Below are 17,619 nucleotides of genomic sequence, written 5' to 3' on the forward strand. Positions count from 1 at the left end.
CTCGCACTTCCGCTCCAATCAACCTTAAATAGTTTCGTTTTAAAAACAACAATCTTTACGAAAAGAGCCTTTTTTTATGATGCATCGTTTGAAAGATTATGAAAAAAGCAATATATGTCAAAAAAACGATATGTTAATCTGTTATCCTTTTCTTAAGGAGGTTCGGAAATGAGATATAGCCCCATCATCCAAAAAACGATTGAATATATAGAGAATAGCTTACAAGACGAATTATCCTTGGAGAACATCGCACGGTTCGCAGGTTTTTCGAAGTTTCATTATCATCGTATTTTTCACAAGGAGGTTGGCGTGACCGTATCGGAATATATTCGATATCGAAGAATTGCCAATGCAGCTAACATGCTGCTTTATACCGATGAAAAAATAATCGATATTGCTTTATATTACCGCTTTGAAACACAGGAATCCTTTACTCGTTCATTCAAGAAATATTATGACCTGCCGCCAGGGCAATATCGGAAACTCGTAAGTAAACTAACCTTGCAAAAGGAGGAAATGACGATGAAAAACGAACAATTATTAAAAGGCTGGAATTTAAGCGGGAGTCATCCATTCAATTATCAAATGGGAATTGACCGGGAGACATTCCATAAAGGCCAGGCATCAGGATTCCTGAAATCCGTCACTGCCGAATCCAAGGAGGAATTTGCTACGATGATGCAGCAATTCAAGGCGGAAAATTACCTTGGTAAAAGAATGAAACTGTCGGGTTTTTTAAAATCAAAAGGTGTTGATGGATTTTGTGGTTTATGGATGAGGGTGGATAATACGCTCCAGGATGTTTTGTAATTCGACAATATGGGGAATCGGCCCATCGTCAACGATACGGAATGGAACCATTATTATATTGTCCTGGATGTGCCCGAAAACAGTGCCATCATTTCATTCGGGGTCCTTCTTTCAGGGCGCGGCCAAGTATGGATCGATGAACTGGAATTCGAGGAAGTCAGTATCGATACACCAACGACCAATATAGATTACGGCTGTGACCTTTTGGACGGACCGGAAAATTTATCATTTGAAGAATAAATGCGCGGATCATTTGCTTGAATATTCGCTTATTTCCTTAAAGAACGCGCCATTCAACCCGGGGAGTGGCGTTCGGTTCCTCCTCGAAAAATCGCTTCCGTGAACACAATGAACACAATTGACAAAATAGTTTTAAAACACAATAAATTGAAAACGCTTACAGATGAAGCGTTTTCATATACAATTTATCTTATTAGAAAATAGGAGTGATAGATATGCTCGCTTTATTAGGATATTTAATGATAGTAGTGTTTATGATTTTAATTATGACAGGGCGACTTTCAGCCATGATTGCTTTGATTGCAGTACCAAGTGCCTTTGCACTTATTGGCGGGTTTGGCGGTAAAATGGGTGAGATGGCGTTGGAAGGAATCAAAGGTGTAGCGCCAACTGGGATCATGATTTTATTTGCGATTCTTTTCTTTGGTATTTTGATCGATGCTGGAGTTTTCGATCCAATCATCAATACGATCCTTAAGCTTGTAAAAGGAGATCCAGTCAAAATTGCCATCGGCACGGCTGTCCTGGCCTTGCTCATTTCCTTGGATGGAGATGGTACGACTACATATATGATAACGATTTCTGCCATGCTTCCGCTATATAAACGGATTGGAATGAGACCGCTTGTATTGGCCGGTATTGCCGTTTCGTCATCTGGTGTAATGAATCTTCTTCCATGGGGAGGCCCTACAGCACGGGTGATGACCGCTTTGAAACTTGAAATGTCCGATGTTTTCACCCCTGTCATTCCTGCAATGATTGGCGGAGTCCTATTCGTCCTTTTCATGGCATATTGCCTGGGTAAAAAAGAAAGAAAGAGAATTGGGATCATAGAGGTCGATTATCATGTTGTTGCACAGCATGCCGCAGCAACGGAAGATGCTTATCTTAAGCGTCCAAAATTGATTATATTCAATTACGCATTGACTCTTACCTTGCTGGTGGCGCTAATAATGGAACTTATGCCTTCAGCGGTTCTGTTCATGATAGGTTTTGCCATTGCCATTACGGTTAATTATCCGAAACTCAGTGATCAAAAAGAACGTGTGGCAAACTATGCGGACAATGCTTTATCTGTCGTTTCGATGATTTTTGCGGCAGGTGTCTTTACTGGGATTCTTGCCTGTACGGAAATGGTGGATGCCATGGCAAACTCTTTGATTCAGCACATTCCAGATCAAATGGGTGCACATTTTGCCGTCATTACAGCCATCATCTCAGCACCTTTCACGTTCTTCATGTCTAATGACGCATTTTATTATGGAGTACTCCCATTACTTGCTAAAGCGGGAGCTGCTTATGGAATTGACCCTGCTTTGATTGGTAGAGCTTCTCTTTTAGGATTGCCTGTCCATCTATTAAGCCCGCTTGTTCCATCTACTTATCTATTGATTGGAATGGTAGGGGAAGATTTCGGGGCATTGCAGCGCACTTTCCTGAAATGGGCATGCGGATCGACGCTTGTCATGATAGTGGTAGCAGTCCTATTGGGAATCATCCCACTATAAGAAATATCATATCCCAATTTTGAAAAGAGTCCCGTTCGTAAAGATGCGAATGGGACTCTTTTATTCATTTTCCGATAAACATCATAAGCTGAATAAATCTGGAAAAAAGTCGATGACTTATCATCATGTAAAGCAGCATTACCTTGAAAGCTGAAGGTATGGGCCGTTTAACAATAACGAAAAAAAACCTTGTAAATAGTAATCATTGCGTTTTATTATGAAGGGCAGTCAAGAAAAGAGTTGTTTTTCTAAAGTGTAAATAGTAATCATTTTGATTTGTTTAGCGAAAGGGGCTTAATATGTTGAAAATATGGGGAATTGCTTGAAGGCGGATTAGTGCAATAAATCGAGATTTTGGTGCATTTACTTAAGAGTTTGGTGCTATTGCACGAGATTTAAAGCTGATACCCACGGGTTAGGAGCAAATACTCGTGAATTTGGAGTAAATACACGTGAATTTGGAGTAAATACTGTGAATTTGGAGCATTTACTCGTGAATTTGGAGTAAATACTCGTGAATTTGGAGCAAATACTCGTGAGTTTGGAGCAAATACTCGTGAATTTGGAGCAAATACTCGTGAGTTTGGAGTAAATACTCGTGAGTTTGGATTGAACTGATTTCGATGTTTGAATAAAGAGGCTGTAACCACTTTCGATTTAAAAGGAGGTAAGGAGGAAGTAAGGTGGACCATGGATCATATTTGGCCTTGGCCATTCCTCTGACCATATCGACGATAACGACGCCATTAATAGGTGCGGCGGACATCGCCGTTGTGGGTCAGTTACCAAACCCTGCTTATTTGGGCGGCGTGGCTATAGGTACCTGATATAGATGAACAAGCCCATTCACTTGGCCGGCGCATAGTCCAAGAACTGGATAACGAAGGGAATTCAGACTATATCTTGAATGATGGCGCCCTTCATGACTACACGGAGTTCGATCTTGTCTGGATTGCCAGCCTGGTTCCTAATAAAGAAGAAATACTGGAATGTATATTTCAGACAAACCCTGACGCAACCGTCGCAATACGGTCGGTGGACGGCATTCATCAATTATTATATGAGCCCGTTGATGCGACAAAATTCAGTAAGGTGGCATGTGAGGAAGTCGGGAGAACCATTGCGGATTCTTTCACCATCAATTCAAACATGTATTACACATTTAAACAGTGACATCATTGGAACGAGTTGCTTTCTGCAATTCGTTTTTTTTATAAGGGAAAAGAAATTCCAATAAACTTACTTGACATTATGGGCTTGTGAAAATATAATTACTTACATAAAGTAACCAACAAAAAAGGAGAGAATTTATATATGAATAGAAATGAAGCAGGTCAAGTTTTTTTACGGGTGATCTTAGGTCTTACTTTTTTCATTCACGGCGTTTCAAAGTTTCAAGGGGGCATAGGAAACACGGCGGGATTTTTCGATAGCCTTGGTATTCCTGGGTTCATGGCATACATCGTTGCAAGTATCGAATTGATTGGAGGACTTGCGGTTATACTGGGTTTGGGTACACGAATCGTTTCTGTGCTGTTTGTGGTCATTATGGCGGGGGCGATTTTCACGGCTAAATTACCTGCTGGTTTTCTTGGAAACGGGCAAGCGGCGGGCTACGAACTGGACTTGGCATTACTAGCCATGTCTGTATATCTAGTGTGTGCAAACCGAACTGTTCTTTCTTTGGATAACATGATTTTCAATAAAAAAGGGAAGTGACGATATGGAGAATTTTCATCAAAAACCAGTAACTTTTGTTGGCGAAGTCAGTATTAATGTTTTGGATTTGAAAAATGCCATCACTTTTTATCAAGATATCATCGGTCTTCAAGTATTGAAGAAAACAGAAAGGCAAGCTGTTTTAACGACAGACGGAAAAACCCAGTTGCTTACACTTGAGCAGCCTGCTGATGTGATTCCGAAAGAAGGGCGGACCACGGGCTTATATCACTTTGCCCTTTTGCTGCCGACCCGTGCAGACTTATCGATTTTTTTACGCCATTTACTTCAAACGAAATATCCATTTGGAGCGGCGGATCATGAAGTGAGTGAAGCGCTGTACATTACCGATCCGGACGGCAATGGCATCGAAGTATACTCTGACCGGCCATCCACCGATTGGAGATGGGCTGATGGGGAGGTTGCGATGGGCACGGATCCGTTGGATGGAAATGACCTTCTGGAAGAAAGTAATGGCGAGTGGAGTGCACTGCCTGCAGGTACATTAATGGGACATATACACCTGCATGTATCAGATTTACGTAAAACGGAGGAGTTTTACATGCAAGGTCTTGGGTTTACCGTCGTGAATAGATATGGAGGAGCGCTCTTCACTTCCACCGGGGGATATCATCACCACATCGGGTTGAACACATGGAATGGCGTTGGCGCCCCTGCTCCAAAGGAAAATAGTGTGGGGCTGAACTGGTATACCCTCGTTTTTGCAGATGAAGATGCGAGAAACAAGGTAAGGGAGCAACTTAAAGAAATCGGGGCTGTCGTCACGGAAAAAGAAGAGTTTTTCAGTGTAACAGATCCATCAGGCAATGAGATTCATTTAGTCGTCTGAATTTAAAGCAGAAAGCAAGGGTGAGGATAATGGGATTCTTAAGTAGATTATTTGGAAATAAAGAAACCGCGGCAGGGGAGAATGGACAAATGACAAAAGTATTATTCGTTAAAGTGAATGATCGTCCAGCAGATCAGGCAATCAGCTCGAAAATGTATGACACATTTTTAGAAACATATAAAGAGACACACCGTACAGATGAAGTGACCGAGTTGGATTTATTTAAAGAAGAACTCCCTTACTATGGGAATACAGCCATTACTGGTTTGTATAAACGCAACCAGGGTCTTGAACTGACAGCTGAAGAGGAAAAAGCGGCAAATCTGGTTGACCAATATTTAAATCAATTCCTAGCCATGGATAAAGTGGTATTCGCTTTCCCTCTATGGAACGCAACGGTTCCTGCACCGCTGATCACATACCTTTCCTATTTGGCACAAGCAGGTAAAATGTTCAATTATACGGCGGAGGGACCAGTTGGGTATGCTGGCGATAAAAAGGTCATGCTATTGAATGCCCGCGGTTCGGATTATGCATTGGAAGGAATGGCTTCTGCTGAAATGGCCGTGAATTTAGTTAAAAATATCATTAGCCTGTGGGGAATCAACAATCCGGAGGCAGTGGTCATTGAAGGACATAATCAGTATCCGGATCGGACTCAAAAAATCATCGCGGATGGTTTGGAAAACGTTGCAAAAGCGGCTGAAACATTCTGATTGCGAAGTTTTTCTAATGAAAGGAATCGCATAGTTACAGGATAAACGAGCAAAGAAGGCCCCCATATATCAATGGGGGCCTTCTTTGTGGTTATTTATCCTGATACTTTTTCAAACGATATTGAAGACTTTGGCGGCTGATATTCAGGGCTTTAGCTGCTTGAGAGATATTCATGCCATGTTCCTTTAATATCTTCTCCAAGTATTGCTTTTCAGTATTGGCGATATAATCATCAAGAGATAAGGTCGACTCCTGTAGATCTCCATTTGTTTTGACATCTTTTTTCTCGGGATGAATGTCTTCAAAATGGGCTTTCTTTCTAAAGAGAGTGGGAAGGTGATTGATGGCAATCTTTGTATCGCCAGGTTCCAGTAAATTCATGGCCCCCTCAATGATATGTTCAAGTTCCCTTACGTTCCCGGGCCAGTCGTAATCATAAAATAGTGAGTAGACCTCCTCGCTAATCCCTTCAATATTCAATTCGAACAGCGCATTGAATTTCTCGATGAAGGATTGTGCCAGCAAAGGAATATCCTCTTTCCGTTCACGAAGGGGTGGGATGAATAACGATACGACGCTTAATCGATAATATAAATCCTTTCGTAAATGATCATTTGAAATGGCGTCTATTGGATCTTCATTTATCGTTGCAATGACCCGAACGTCAATTTTTTTATCTTTCGTATCCCCAACACGGCGAATCGTCCTTTCTTGAAGGGCCCGTAATAATTTCGCTTGCAAATTCGGGTTTAACGAATTGATTTCATCAAGAAGGATGGTACCGCCCTGTGCTTGTTCGAATAATCCGGGCCTTTCAATCGATCCGGTGAAGGCCCCTTTCTTTGTGCCAAAGAGTATTCCCTCAATTAGACTATCCGGCAGGGCAGCGCAGTTTTGGCTGATGAAAGGATGTGTCGAACGGCTGCTGCCATTGTGGATACTTTGGGCGAAGAGTTCTTTTCCGGTTCCCGTCTCCCCGACGATGAGGATGGAGGATGTGGTTCTGGTCGAACGCTTGCTCTTTTCTATGACTTCCAGGAAATTCTCACTGGTTCCGATGATGCTGTCAAACGTATATTTGGTATCGCCCTTATTCAAGATATTATCTTTAATGATTCTTTCGAGATTCGTTATATCCTTTGCCACTTCAATTGCTCCAATGATATTTTGGTTCTGATCCAAAATCGGAAACGTATTATTGATTGTTGTAATTTCTTGTCCGAGATTATTGAAGTAGGTCTGCTTCGAGTTTTCGGTTTTCCTTCCAGAATGAAGTGCCCGTATTAATGTGCTCTCCGTTTCTTCCTTGAATATAAAGATCTCGTGAATCTTTTTCCCTAATACTTCTTCCGATTCCATTCCTTCAATTTCAGCCATTTTTTTGTTATAAACAATGGTTCGGCCTTTTATATCGATTATGTGTATCCCGATATCGATTACATCCACAAGCGAGTGGAGGATGGTTTGAAAACCTTCTATTTTAACGATTTGATCTAAATACATGGATGCCTCCCCTTTTTATTCATTTCTTAGAGCTATTGTAGTAGAAATATAGAAAAGGTGCAAATAAAATTTGCACAGCAAGATTATTTTGCATTGAAGTGCAAAAATATTTTGCGGAAAAAGGATAAAAATGCCCTTTTTTATGATTTTACACGTTGGCATGAATCTTGCATTAATAAAAAGTGTAAGGTTTAAGTGAAAAAAATAGGGGCTAGAGCAAAAATAAATGGCATGCTATGCCAATATTGCCCCATAAGTGCTGAATTTCATTGCATATTTCATGAAAAAACAATGTTTTTTTCAAAAAAATGAAAAGTTGGCACGGAACTTGCTTGTTTAATAAGCGAGAGAAAAAAATATAAAACTTTAGGGAGATGAGCCATAATGGTCCAACCATATAAACACGAACCATTTACTAATTTTAAAATCGAAGAAAACAATAAAGCTTTTCAAGTGGCATTGAATGATGTAGCTAATGATTTAGGGAAGAAATACCCGCTAGTCATTAATGGTGAAAAAGTGTTTACTGATGAAGTCATTACCTCTGTAAACCCAGCAAATAAAGAAGAAGTTATCGGAACCGTATCCAAAGCAAATAAGGAACTTGCTGAGCAAGCCATGCAAGCGGCGGATAAGACTTTCCAAACTTGGAGAAAAACGAAAGCGGAAATGCGTGCAAATATTTTATTCAGGGCTGCAGCCATCGTCCGGAGAAGAAAACACTACTTCTCGGCTCTATTGGTTAAAGAAGCAGGAAAACCTTGGAATGAAGCGGATGCAGATACAGCGGAAGCGATCGATTTCATGGAATACTACGCACGTCAAATGCTGAAGCTTAAAGACGGAATGCCAGTGGAAAGCCGTCCGATTGAACACAATGCATTCAGTTATATTCCACTTGGTGTCGGTGTCATCATCTCACCTTGGAATTTCCCGTTTGCGATCATGGCAGGAATGACGACAGCGGCTCTTGTTTCAGGAAATACCGTCTTATTGAAACCGGCCAGTACAACACCGGTCATTGCAGCTAAATTCATCGAAGTGTTGGAAGAAGCGGGATTACCTGCAGGAGTTGTGAACTTCATTCCAGGAAGCGGTGCTGAAGTTGGCGATTATTTGGTAGATCATCCTCGTACACGTTTCATCAGCTTTACCGGATCTCGTGATGTGGGAATCCGTATTTATGAGCGTGCGTCAAAAGTAAATGAAGGCCAAATTTGGTTGAAACGTGTCATCGCTGAAATGGGCGGTAAAGATACGATCGTTGTTGATAAAGAAGCTGATTTGGAATTGGCAGCACAATCCATCGTCGCTTCTGCATTCGGATTCTCCGGTCAAAAATGTTCTGCTTGTTCACGGACAGTCATAGTGGAAGATGTATATGACCAAGTCTTGAATCGTGTCATTGAATTAACGAAAGAAAAAACGGTCGGCGAACCAACGGACGTAAACAACTTCATGGGTCCTGTTATCGATCAAGCCGCTTACGACAAAGTCATGAGCTACGTTGAAATCGGTAAAAAAGAAGGGAAACTTGTTGTAGGGGGAGAAGGGGACAATTCAAAAGGTTTCTTCATCCAGCCAACCATCATTGCCGATGTGGATGAGAATGCACGAGTCATGAAAGAAGAGATTTTCGGACCAGTGGTAGCGTTCTGTAAGGCAAAAGATTTCACTCATGCAATCGAGATTGCCAATAACACGGATTATGGATTAACAGGTGCAGTCATCTCGAACAATATTGAACATATCGAACAGGCACGTGAAGATTTCCACGTAGGAAACTTGTACTTCAATCGCGGCTGTACTGGTGCCATTGTCGGATACCAGCCATTTGGCGGATTCAATATGTCAGGTACAGATTCAAAAGCGGGCGGTCCTGATTATTTAGTTCTTCATCTTCAAGGAAAAACAACATCTGAAACGCTATAATTTTAGGGGGAATCAACATGACAACAGTAACGGAAAAATTAATCGAGCAAACAGAACAATATGGTGCAAACAATTATAATCCACTTCCAATCGTCATTTCGAAGGCAGAAGGAGTTTGGGTGGAAGATCCTGAAGGAAACAAATATATGGATATGCTAAGTGCCTATTCAGCAGTGAACCAAGGTCACAGGCATCCGAAAATCATCGACGAATTAAAAAAACAAGCCGATCGCGTGACATTGACGTCCCGTGCATTCCATAGTGATAAATTAGGCCCGTGGTACGAAATGGTTTCACGCATTACGCAAAAAGACATGGCGCTTCCTATGAATACGGGTGCTGAAGCCGTTGAAACAGCAATCAAAGCTGTTAGGCGCTGGGGTTATGATGTTAAAGGAATCGCAGAAAACCAAGCGGAAATCATTGCTTGTATCGGGAATTTCCATGGCCGTACAATGGCAGCCGTGTCCCTGTCGTCCGATGAAGAGTACAGAAGGGGCTTTGGACCGATGTTACCAGGGGTCAAGCTTATCCCTTATGGCGATCTTGATGCATTGAAAGAAGCGATTACACCGCAAACGGCTGGATTTTTAATCGAACCGATTCAAGGTGAAGCTGGAATCATCATACCGCCTCAAGGATTCTTAAAAGAAGCATACGAACTATGTAAAGAAAATAATGTCCTATTCGTTTCTGATGAAATTCAATCAGGACTTGGACGTTCAGGAAAAATGTTCGCCTCTGACTGGGATGGAGTAGTTCCGGATATGTACATTTTAGGCAAGGCGCTTGGCGGCGGGGTTTTCCCGATCTCTTGCGTAGCTGCAAACCGCGAAATCCTTGGCGTATTCAATCCTGGTTCCCATGGTTCTACATTCGGCGGCAATCCATTGGCATGTGCGGTTTCCATCGCTTCTTTGGAAGTACTTGAAGATGAGAAGCTTGCGGAACGTTCATTGGAGCTTGGACAATATTTTATGGATAGCTTAAAAGAAATCAAGAATCCCATGATTAAAGAAATCCGTGGTAGAGGCTTATTCATCGGGGTTGAATTGACAGAAGCTGCAAGACCTTATTGTGAGCAGCTTAAAGAAGAAAAACTGCTATGTAAAGAAACACATGATACAGTCATCCGTTTTGCTCCGCCATTAGTGATTACTAAAGAAGACTTGGATTGGGCAATCGAACGCATTAAAAGAGTTTTATCCTAATATACCTATGAGGTGAATTCCATTGAGTACAACTGTCAAAGAAGAAAAAGAAACTGCCAGCTTGCTTGATTCAACACAGGTCGTAATCAAGGAGGCGCTTGATAAGCTTGGCTATTCTGAAGAAGTGTTCGAGCTTTTGAAGGAACCTCTTCGGATGCTGACCGTCCGGATTCCGATTAAGATGGATGACAATACGACGAAGATTTTCACTGGATATCGTGCCCAGCACAACGATGCTGTCGGTCCGACGAAAGGCGGAATCCGTTTTCATCCAGAAGTCGATGAGGAAGAAGTCAAGGCACTTTCAATGTGGATGAGTTTGAAATGCGGAATCGTGAATCTGCCATATGGCGGAGGAAAAGGCGGCATCATCTGTGATCCGCGCCAAATGTCCATCGGTGAATTAGAAAGGCTTAGCCGTGGATACGTTCGGGCAATCAGCCAAATAGTGGGGCCGACAAAAGATATTCCGGCCCCGGATGTTTATACGAATTCACAAATCATGGCATGGATGATGGATGAATACAGTAGAATAAGAGAACACGATTCACCTGGTTTCATTACAGGTAAGCCACTGGTTCTGGGCGGTTCACACGGTAGGGAAAAGGCGACTGCACAAGGTGTAACCATTTGTATCGAGGAAGCGGCAAAGCGTAAGGGTATAGAATTGAAAGGTGCACGCATCATCGTCCAAGGGTTTGGGAATGCAGGAAGCTTTTTAGCCAAATTCATGCATGATGCAGGTGCGAAAGTGATTGGCATATCGGACGCATATGGTGCCATTTATAACCAGGATGGTCTGGATATCGATTACTTACTTGATAAAAGGGATAGCTTTGGAACGGTAACGACACTATTCGATAATACAATCACCAATCAGGAACTTCTGGAACAAGATTGTGATATTTTAGTGCCTGCTGCCATTTCCAATCAAATCACCAAAGAAAATGCACATCTTATCAAAGCCCAAATTGTCGTGGAGGCAGCGAATGGACCTACCACATTGGAAGCAACCAAGATCTTGACGGAACGCAATGTGCTTCTCGTACCTGATGTATTGGCAAGTTCAGGCGGTGTGACAGTTTCTTACTTTGAATGGGTTGGGAAGATGCTGAAGTCCAAACCAAATTAAAAGAGTTATTGGTCAATTCATTTAATCAAGTATATGAAATGTCCGAGACAAGAAAAGTGGATATGAGGCTGGCAGCGTATATGGTGGGTGTCAGAAAAATGGCAGAAGCCTCAATATTCCGTGGCTGGGTATAAGCTTTAGTCTAATAATGGAGGGTGGAGGAGTGATTCCGTGTTAAAACCGATTCATACCATCGAGTGTGCTCAGGATGGGACCATCGAACAAGTTTACGTTCAAAAGAATTCCTATGTTTATGAATGGGAGAGGCTCTTTTTAGTGAAAACGAAAGATGGGAAATTGATTGATGTTTCAATTGGTGCAAGTGGTCACATTACTGAAATTAATGTCTCGGCAGGGGATCCTATTAATAGAAAGCTTCCTTTAGCTTTGCTCCAAGACGATTTTGTTATAACTGGCTCTGATTGATTATAGGAAAGAGGGTGTTCCAAAGGCGGAAGCGATTTCTGCTTTGGGATGCTCTTTTTTTGTTGTGATCAAATAAATGGCGAGGACAAAGCCAGGAAGGAAAAAAGAACTATATAAAGAAAAAACTTTTAACCAAGATAAATAAAAGCGCCTTCGCTTACCATACACCTTAACATGGTATGGTTTCGCGAAGGTATTTTTCATTTGGAAAGGGCATATTGCCATATTCCCTTTCATAAACTGTTATACAAACAAGCCAAGTCGATTTAATTGCCTGATGGGAGGTGATCATAATTGCTCGAAACTGGTTAAGCCGTTTTTCTTTATCCGTGAGTGCTTTCTAGGAATTTAAGCCCATGGCTAGAAATATTATGTTAAAATACTAAGTGAGATTTAGACATCAATTAAAAAGCGGTTTTTCTGAATTCATCCATATTTACAATGAAATGGTGAATGTTCAGAATTCTGCCGTTTAAAAAAGGGGAGTTACAGAGTATGAGAATCTCAGAATTAAAAAGGAAAGCCCTTCATTCGTTGGGAGGTAAATGGGGAGTAGCTGTTTCGCTTATGTTGCTCTTGTTCTTGATCAATTTCATTTTACCTTTAATTGTCGAAGTGATTGGAAGCGGTGGATTTTCACAATGGTTCATGCAGGAAGAAACACCTGTATGGTCCAATATCTTCAGCACGCTCCTGTCTATTGCCTTAATCCCGGTTACCATTTCAACCACTTGGTTCTACCTGAAATTGGTTAGGGAAGGAAACCCTGATATTCCAGAGGTATTCGCTATCTATAAGGATGGAAAAACCTCTTTCAAGCTTATTGGGGCATCCATTTTACAAGCTATTTTGATTTTTTTATGGTCATTATTATTAATCATTCCCGGTATCATCAAAAGCATCGCCTATTCGCAGGTGTTTTTCTTATTGAAGGATCATCCAGAATACACCGTGCTTGAAGCCATTACAGAAAGCAAAAAAAGAATGAAGGGCCTGAAATGGAAGTATTTCCTTATGCACCTAAGCTTCATAGGTTGGGGCATCCTTTGTATGTTCACTATGACAATTGGTTTCCTATGGTTGTTTCCTTATATCGGAACTACATTGGCAGCATTCTATAATGAATTAATTGTGCCTCAAGAAGATACTGAAGATAAACAAATAGAGGTATAAAAGATTAACCGATAGCAAATTGGCTATCGGTTTTTTTATTCTCGTTTCTCCTTAAAAAGGTTAAAATGTTAATTTTGCCTGGTGTATAATAGAATATTGAGAATGCCATTTTAGGGGGATCACATAGTGAGTAGTTTTAATATTGCTGATCTGATATACCAATTGTTTTGCCTTGTATTTCTAATCCTGATCATTGTTGGCGCCGTATCCCTTTTCCGTTCCAGCAAGCACCGTAAAACCAGACTAGATATCATGGAAAAGAAAATGGATGATTTACATGAACTGATTAAAAGAGGCAAAAATTGACGGCTGCATCGTACAGCCGTTCCAACTGCAGGCAAGCTCGATGAGAATCGAAGTTTGCCTGCAGTTTTTTCTTTGAAAAAATTCCAGTTGATTTTAGAAATTCGCTCCCTTGCCGCAAGCACCTCCGGGGTCTCGGCTAGCAGTTTCGGCAGGAGTGTCGTAAATTTCTTCAATCTAGTAATGGTTTCATTCCATATAAATGCGGGAAAAGCGTGTCCAAGGGAGACCCCACAGGCGCAAAGACCGCCCGCGGAAAGCGATTGCCCTGCGTTCCAATCAACGTTCAGGTTTTACAAACTCCGGCAATTATCTAAATAATCTATACTGAAATAACTTAGTCAAAAGCACTGTCTCCGAATTTGAAAAAGAGGATTGGATTTTAAGCATCAATTAAGAGACATAAAAAAATAGAAAAAGAAAAAGAATTGTCAAAAATAAGCAGTTTTACATAGGGTTGTTGGGATTGTGGGGCAAATTTCATGTGAGGGTGCTGGTATGGAAGAAGCATGGTCTGCTGCGGTGTTTTACCCTATAATGGAATAGATTCATGTTTAAGGTAAATGGTAAAAAGTCTATCAGGAATGCTCGACCCTATTCAAATCGACAGAGATTTAAGAATACTGAACATTCGATCCTTTTGTTAGGTATCTTTGAGAAGTGGGAGGAGTCGGTATCATGAAAGAAGTTATTGCAATAAAAGAATTTACTAGGTTTAAAACACGGACGGAGGAATTTAGTCCGTACGCTTGGTGTAAACGGATGTTAGAAAATGACCCTGTGAGTTATCACGAAGGAACGGATACGTGGAATGTTTTTAAATATGAAGATGTGAAGCGGGTTCTCAGTGATTATAAACATTTTTCAAGTGTTCGGAAACGGACTACCATATCGGTTGGAACGGATAGTGGTGAAGGGGCGGTCCCTGAAAAGATCAAAATAACTGAAAGTGATCCACCTGAGCATAGAAAACGCCGTTCACTGCTGGCCGCAGCATTCACACCTAGAAGTCTTCAAAACTGGGAACCTCGCATTCAGGAAATTGCAGATGAATTGATTGGACAAATGGATGAGGAAACGGAAATCGATATTGTGCAATCATTGGCGAGTCCGCTTCCGATCATTGTGATGTCAGATTTAATGGGCGTTCCCTCGAAAGATCGTTTATTGTTTAAGAAATGGGTGGATATCTTATTCCTTCCTTTTGATAAAGAAAAACAAGAAGAAGTAAATGAAATGAAGCAAGTGGCAGCAAAAGAATACTATCAATATTTGTATCCAATTGTTGTGCAAAAACGATTAAACCCGGCAGATGATATCATCTCAGATCTATTGAAGTCAGAAGTGGATGGGGAAATGTTTACGGATGATGAGGTTGTCCGGACGACCATGCTGATTTTAGGAGCAGGGGTCGAGACAACAAGTCATTTACTAGCCAATAGCTTTTATTCCCTGCTATATGATGACGTTGAAGTTTATCGGGAATTACATGAAAACCTGGATTTGGTTCCGCAGGCGGTCGAAGAAATGCTCCGTTTCCGATTCAATCTCATTAAATTAGATCGCACCGTACAGGAAGATAACGATCTATTGGGAGTGGAATTGAAAAAAGGGGAAAACGTGGTTGTTTGGATGAGTGCAGCTAATTTGGACGAAGCGATGTTTGAAGACGCCTTCACCCTTAATATCCACCGCCCTAATAATAAGAAACATTTAACATTCGGGAATGGTCCTCATTTCTGCCTAGGAGCTCCGCTAGCGAGGCTGGAAGCAAAGATTGCGCTTACTACATTCCTGAAGAAATTCAAGCATATTGAAGCGGTGCCAACATTCCAGGTAGAAGAAAATCTTACTGATTCAGCGACAGGGCAAACATTGACATCACTACCGCTTAAGGCACGCCGTACACATTAAAAAACGAAAAGAACCTTGTGCACTAACCTGCATAAGGTTTTTTGCTTGTTGAAGTGAATCCCGAACCCATCACGATAAACGAACCAATATCTTTTAAAATCCGCCTCACTTCCTTTAGAGTTTCTTCTCTGTCAATCCAGTGCCAAGCCCTTAAAACGGTTGCGATGTCGAAAAATCACTTTTTAGGGTAGTGGTTTATGAATACCGGGTTAAAGTATTCTATAATCCGTTGTCCATCGATATTCTGCAAAGTTCATTCCCCTCATTTTTAACTTTCCATCAATTCATCCGGTAAATCATTTCTCCATTCAGCATAATTTTTCGCTACTTGCCGAAATTTACATTCATGCTTCTTTTTTCCTTTGGTTTGAGAATGAAAATACAAAATATGTATATTTTGATTATGCCATAATCGATCATTAGAATGATTAAACAAAATGGTAAGTGAAACGAAACCGAAGATGTAGCGATACATGTGAATGTATGAATCTAAAGTAACCTGAAGTTGAGGTGATAATGACCAATAGGGTAGTATGAAAAAGTAGATGGAAGTGTGCTCCGGCATCCTCTGGGTGAGGTTTGCGGGCGATGAAGCCTTTACATTCTGCCTATAATGAAGAAGGTTAGGATAAAATAGATATTTCCATTTGAAACGGTTTCAAAAGTGAAAGGATGTTATTATGAGATTGAAGCAACAATTAACCATTGCCTTTATAGTAAGTGTACTTTCTTTAATAGGGTTCAGTTTCATTGCATTTACCATAAGTGCAAATGAATACCTGAAATTTGATGAAGTCGTGATTGCCTTAGTGCAGGGATTGGAATCGCCCTTACTAACGAGCATCATGAAGTTCTTTACCTACATAGGTTCAACCAGTGCCTTGATCATCCTTTCTTTGTTCATATTGTTTTTCTTATATAAGGTTTTAAAGCATCGTTTGGAACTAATTTTATTCAGTGCTGTCATAATTGGTTCACCTCTTCTCAATTTGATGGTTAAGCTTTTCTTTAGACGCGCCCGGCCCGATTTACATCGACTCATCGAAATAGGGGGGTACAGTTTCCCTAGTGGACATGCCATGAATGCATTCTCTTTATACAGTATTCTCACATTTTTGCTATGGCGTCATATTACGGCTAAGTGGGCAAGGGTTCTATTGATTCTGTTCAGCATGTCGATGATCCTCTCAATAGGTATAAGCCGAATATACTTGGGGGTCCATTATCCTAGTGATATCATTGCCGGATATTTGGCGGGTGGTTTTTGGATTGCGATTTCCATTTGGTTTTTTCAAAGGTATCAAGATCGGCGGAAGAACAAAGATATGTAATAAAGGGACAAGATTATTGCAAGATTAGCAGCCGGAGGGTAACAGGGTCAGATATTGACTCAATACAGTTGGGAGCGATTAAATGGAAAATTGGATTACGGAATTCATGAATGATTTTGGGTATATAGGAATCTTTCTTTTAATAGCATTGGAAAATATTTTCCCGCCGATCCCGTCAGAGGTCATTCTGACTTTTGGCGGTTTCATGACGACGACGGCGAATATGACAATTATCGGTGTCGTGATTGCTTCGACACTGGGGTCAGTGGCAGGAGCGGTCGTCCTTTATGGGATTGGTTTACTTCTTGATGTGAAAATAATTGAAAAGTTCGTGGATAGATGGGGGCATATTTTTCGGTTAACGGTATCCGACGTCCATAAGGCGAATTCATGGTTTGATAAGTACGGGGCCTGGACCGTGTTTTTCTGTAGACTCGTTCCGCTGATCAGAAGCTTGATCTCGATACCTGCAGGCATGTCCCATATGAGCTTTTGGCTCTTTCTGCTATACACTACATCCGGTACGTTAATTTGGAACGTCATCTTGGTGAATATCGGGGCGGCCGTTGGATCTTCGTGGGAAGATATTGTAGGGTATATGGACATTTATTCTAACGTCGTTTATGCAATATTGGCCTTGCTGTTCATTCTTTTCGTTGTTTTGATTTTTAGAAGGAATAAAGGCAAAGGGAAATAATTGATTGGGGCCAAACGAAAACGGCACTTTCATTACATAACCGAACATAACCGCCAAAGGCTGTCGTTGCGACAGCCTTTTTCGTGCGCCCGGCATGGGTGCAATCTATAGGGTGAAAGTCCCGAACCATGAAGGCAGTAGTAGTGGTTAGCT

At 41.2% G+C, this 17,619-nt stretch carries 16 protein-coding genes and 3 pseudogenes; 16 read left to right on the plus strand and 3 right to left on the minus strand.

All coding sequences use genetic code 11. From position 1 onward, the window contains the following. The first annotated feature begins 168 nt into the window (after positions 1–168). The 7 genes and pseudogenes from N9I19_RS20795 (at position 169) to N9I19_RS20825 (ending at position 5,843) form a co-directional block, all read left to right on the plus strand. Positions 169–1,050 (plus strand): annotated as a pseudogene (locus N9I19_RS20795) (helix-turn-helix transcriptional regulator). A 215-nt stretch (positions 1,051–1,265) separates the two neighbouring features. After that, on the plus strand, positions 1,266–2,558 hold the full coding sequence (locus N9I19_RS20800; protein WP_317778856.1) for a CitMHS family transporter: 1,293 nt from the start codon (positions 1,266–1,268) through the stop codon (positions 2,556–2,558). Between the two features lie 683 nt (positions 2,559–3,241). Next, a pseudogene (locus tag N9I19_RS20805) lies at positions 3,242–3,382 on the plus strand (MATE family efflux transporter); the annotation flags it as partial. Between the two features lie 79 nt (positions 3,383–3,461). After that, positions 3,462–3,731 (plus strand): hypothetical protein, encoded by a 270-nt coding sequence (locus tag N9I19_RS20810; RefSeq protein WP_317778857.1) that lies wholly within the window; start codon positions 3,462–3,464, stop codon positions 3,729–3,731. A gap of 141 nt (positions 3,732–3,872) precedes the next feature. Further along, positions 3,873–4,277 (plus strand): DoxX family protein, encoded by a 405-nt coding sequence (locus tag N9I19_RS20815; protein WP_089363791.1) that lies wholly within the window; start codon positions 3,873–3,875, stop codon positions 4,275–4,277. Positions 4,278–4,281: 4 nt separating this feature from the next. Further along, on the plus strand, positions 4,282–5,127 hold the full coding sequence (locus N9I19_RS20820) for a VOC family protein (RefSeq protein ID WP_317778858.1): 846 nt from the start codon (positions 4,282–4,284) through the stop codon (positions 5,125–5,127). Between the two features lie 29 nt (positions 5,128–5,156). Next, on the plus strand, positions 5,157–5,843 hold the full coding sequence (locus N9I19_RS20825; RefSeq protein WP_061464526.1) for an FMN-dependent NADH-azoreductase: 687 nt from the start codon (positions 5,157–5,159) through the stop codon (positions 5,841–5,843). A 91-nt stretch (positions 5,844–5,934) separates the two neighbouring features. Here N9I19_RS20825 and N9I19_RS20830 read toward each other — a convergent pair whose 3' ends face one another. Further along, positions 5,935–7,347 carry a sigma-54 interaction domain-containing protein gene (locus N9I19_RS20830; protein WP_317778859.1) on the minus strand — a complete coding sequence of 471 codons (1,413 nt, stop codon included), beginning with the start codon at positions 7,345–7,347 and terminating at the stop codon, positions 5,935–5,937. Positions 7,348–7,731: 384 nt separating this feature from the next. Between N9I19_RS20830 and pruA the strand changes: the two genes are divergently transcribed. From pruA to N9I19_RS20865, 7 genes and pseudogenes are all read left to right on the plus strand, one after another. Beyond that, a complete protein-coding gene (gene pruA, locus N9I19_RS20835) occupies positions 7,732–9,279 on the plus strand; it encodes an L-glutamate gamma-semialdehyde dehydrogenase (protein ID WP_317778860.1) in 1,548 nt (515 codons plus the stop codon). Positions 9,280–9,296: 17 nt separating this feature from the next. After that, entirely contained in the window at positions 9,297–10,490 is a 1,194-nt protein-coding gene (locus tag N9I19_RS20840) for an ornithine--oxo-acid transaminase (protein WP_317778861.1), read from the plus strand. 16 nt (positions 10,491–10,506) lie between these two features. Then, positions 10,507–11,756: pseudogene (locus N9I19_RS20845) on the plus strand (Glu/Leu/Phe/Val family dehydrogenase). 37 nt (positions 11,757–11,793) lie between these two features. Beyond that, positions 11,794–12,048 carry a biotin/lipoyl attachment domain-containing protein gene (locus N9I19_RS20850; protein WP_089364895.1) on the plus strand — a complete coding sequence of 85 codons (255 nt, stop codon included), beginning with the start codon at positions 11,794–11,796 and terminating at the stop codon, positions 12,046–12,048. A gap of 495 nt (positions 12,049–12,543) precedes the next feature. Continuing rightward, on the plus strand, positions 12,544–13,221 hold the full coding sequence (locus tag N9I19_RS20855; protein ID WP_317778862.1) for a DUF975 family protein: 678 nt from the start codon (positions 12,544–12,546) through the stop codon (positions 13,219–13,221). 126 nt (positions 13,222–13,347) lie between these two features. Next, positions 13,348–13,527: a hypothetical protein gene (locus N9I19_RS20860; RefSeq protein WP_061464519.1), complete on the plus strand. Its 180-nt coding sequence runs from the start codon at positions 13,348–13,350 to the stop codon at positions 13,525–13,527. 672 nt (positions 13,528–14,199) lie between these two features. Next, positions 14,200–15,438 carry a cytochrome P450 gene (locus N9I19_RS20865; protein WP_317778865.1) on the plus strand — a complete coding sequence of 413 codons (1,239 nt, stop codon included), beginning with the start codon at positions 14,200–14,202 and terminating at the stop codon, positions 15,436–15,438. Positions 15,439–15,460: 22 nt separating this feature from the next. On the opposite strand, the gene N9I19_RS25325 is transcribed toward N9I19_RS20865, so the two are convergent. Beyond that, positions 15,461–15,604 (minus strand): hypothetical protein, encoded by a 144-nt coding sequence (locus N9I19_RS25325; protein ID WP_411730692.1) that lies wholly within the window; start codon positions 15,602–15,604, stop codon positions 15,461–15,463. A 514-nt stretch (positions 15,605–16,118) separates the two neighbouring features. On the opposite strand from N9I19_RS25325, the gene N9I19_RS20870 reads away from it, so the two are divergent. Both N9I19_RS20870 and N9I19_RS20875 read left to right on the plus strand, forming a co-directional pair. Then, positions 16,119–16,769: a phosphatase PAP2 family protein gene (locus N9I19_RS20870; protein WP_284469931.1), complete on the plus strand. Its 651-nt coding sequence runs from the start codon at positions 16,119–16,121 to the stop codon at positions 16,767–16,769. A gap of 82 nt (positions 16,770–16,851) precedes the next feature. Then, the gene (locus N9I19_RS20875; RefSeq protein WP_317778863.1) at positions 16,852–17,466 is read left to right on the plus strand and encodes a DedA family protein; all 615 of its coding nucleotides are present in this window, start codon (positions 16,852–16,854) and stop codon (positions 17,464–17,466) included. Here the strand turns inward: N9I19_RS20875 and N9I19_RS20880 are convergent. Next, positions 17,438–17,619 (minus strand): hypothetical protein (locus N9I19_RS20880; RefSeq protein WP_317778864.1); only part of this gene is annotated, 182 nt, incomplete at its 5' end. The two genes, N9I19_RS20875 and N9I19_RS20880, sit on opposite strands and share 29 nt — an antisense overlap.

Source organism: Peribacillus sp. CSMR9 (assembly GCF_033141925.1).
Taxonomy (GTDB): domain Bacteria; phylum Bacillota; class Bacilli; order Bacillales; family DSM-1321; genus Peribacillus; species Peribacillus simplex_A.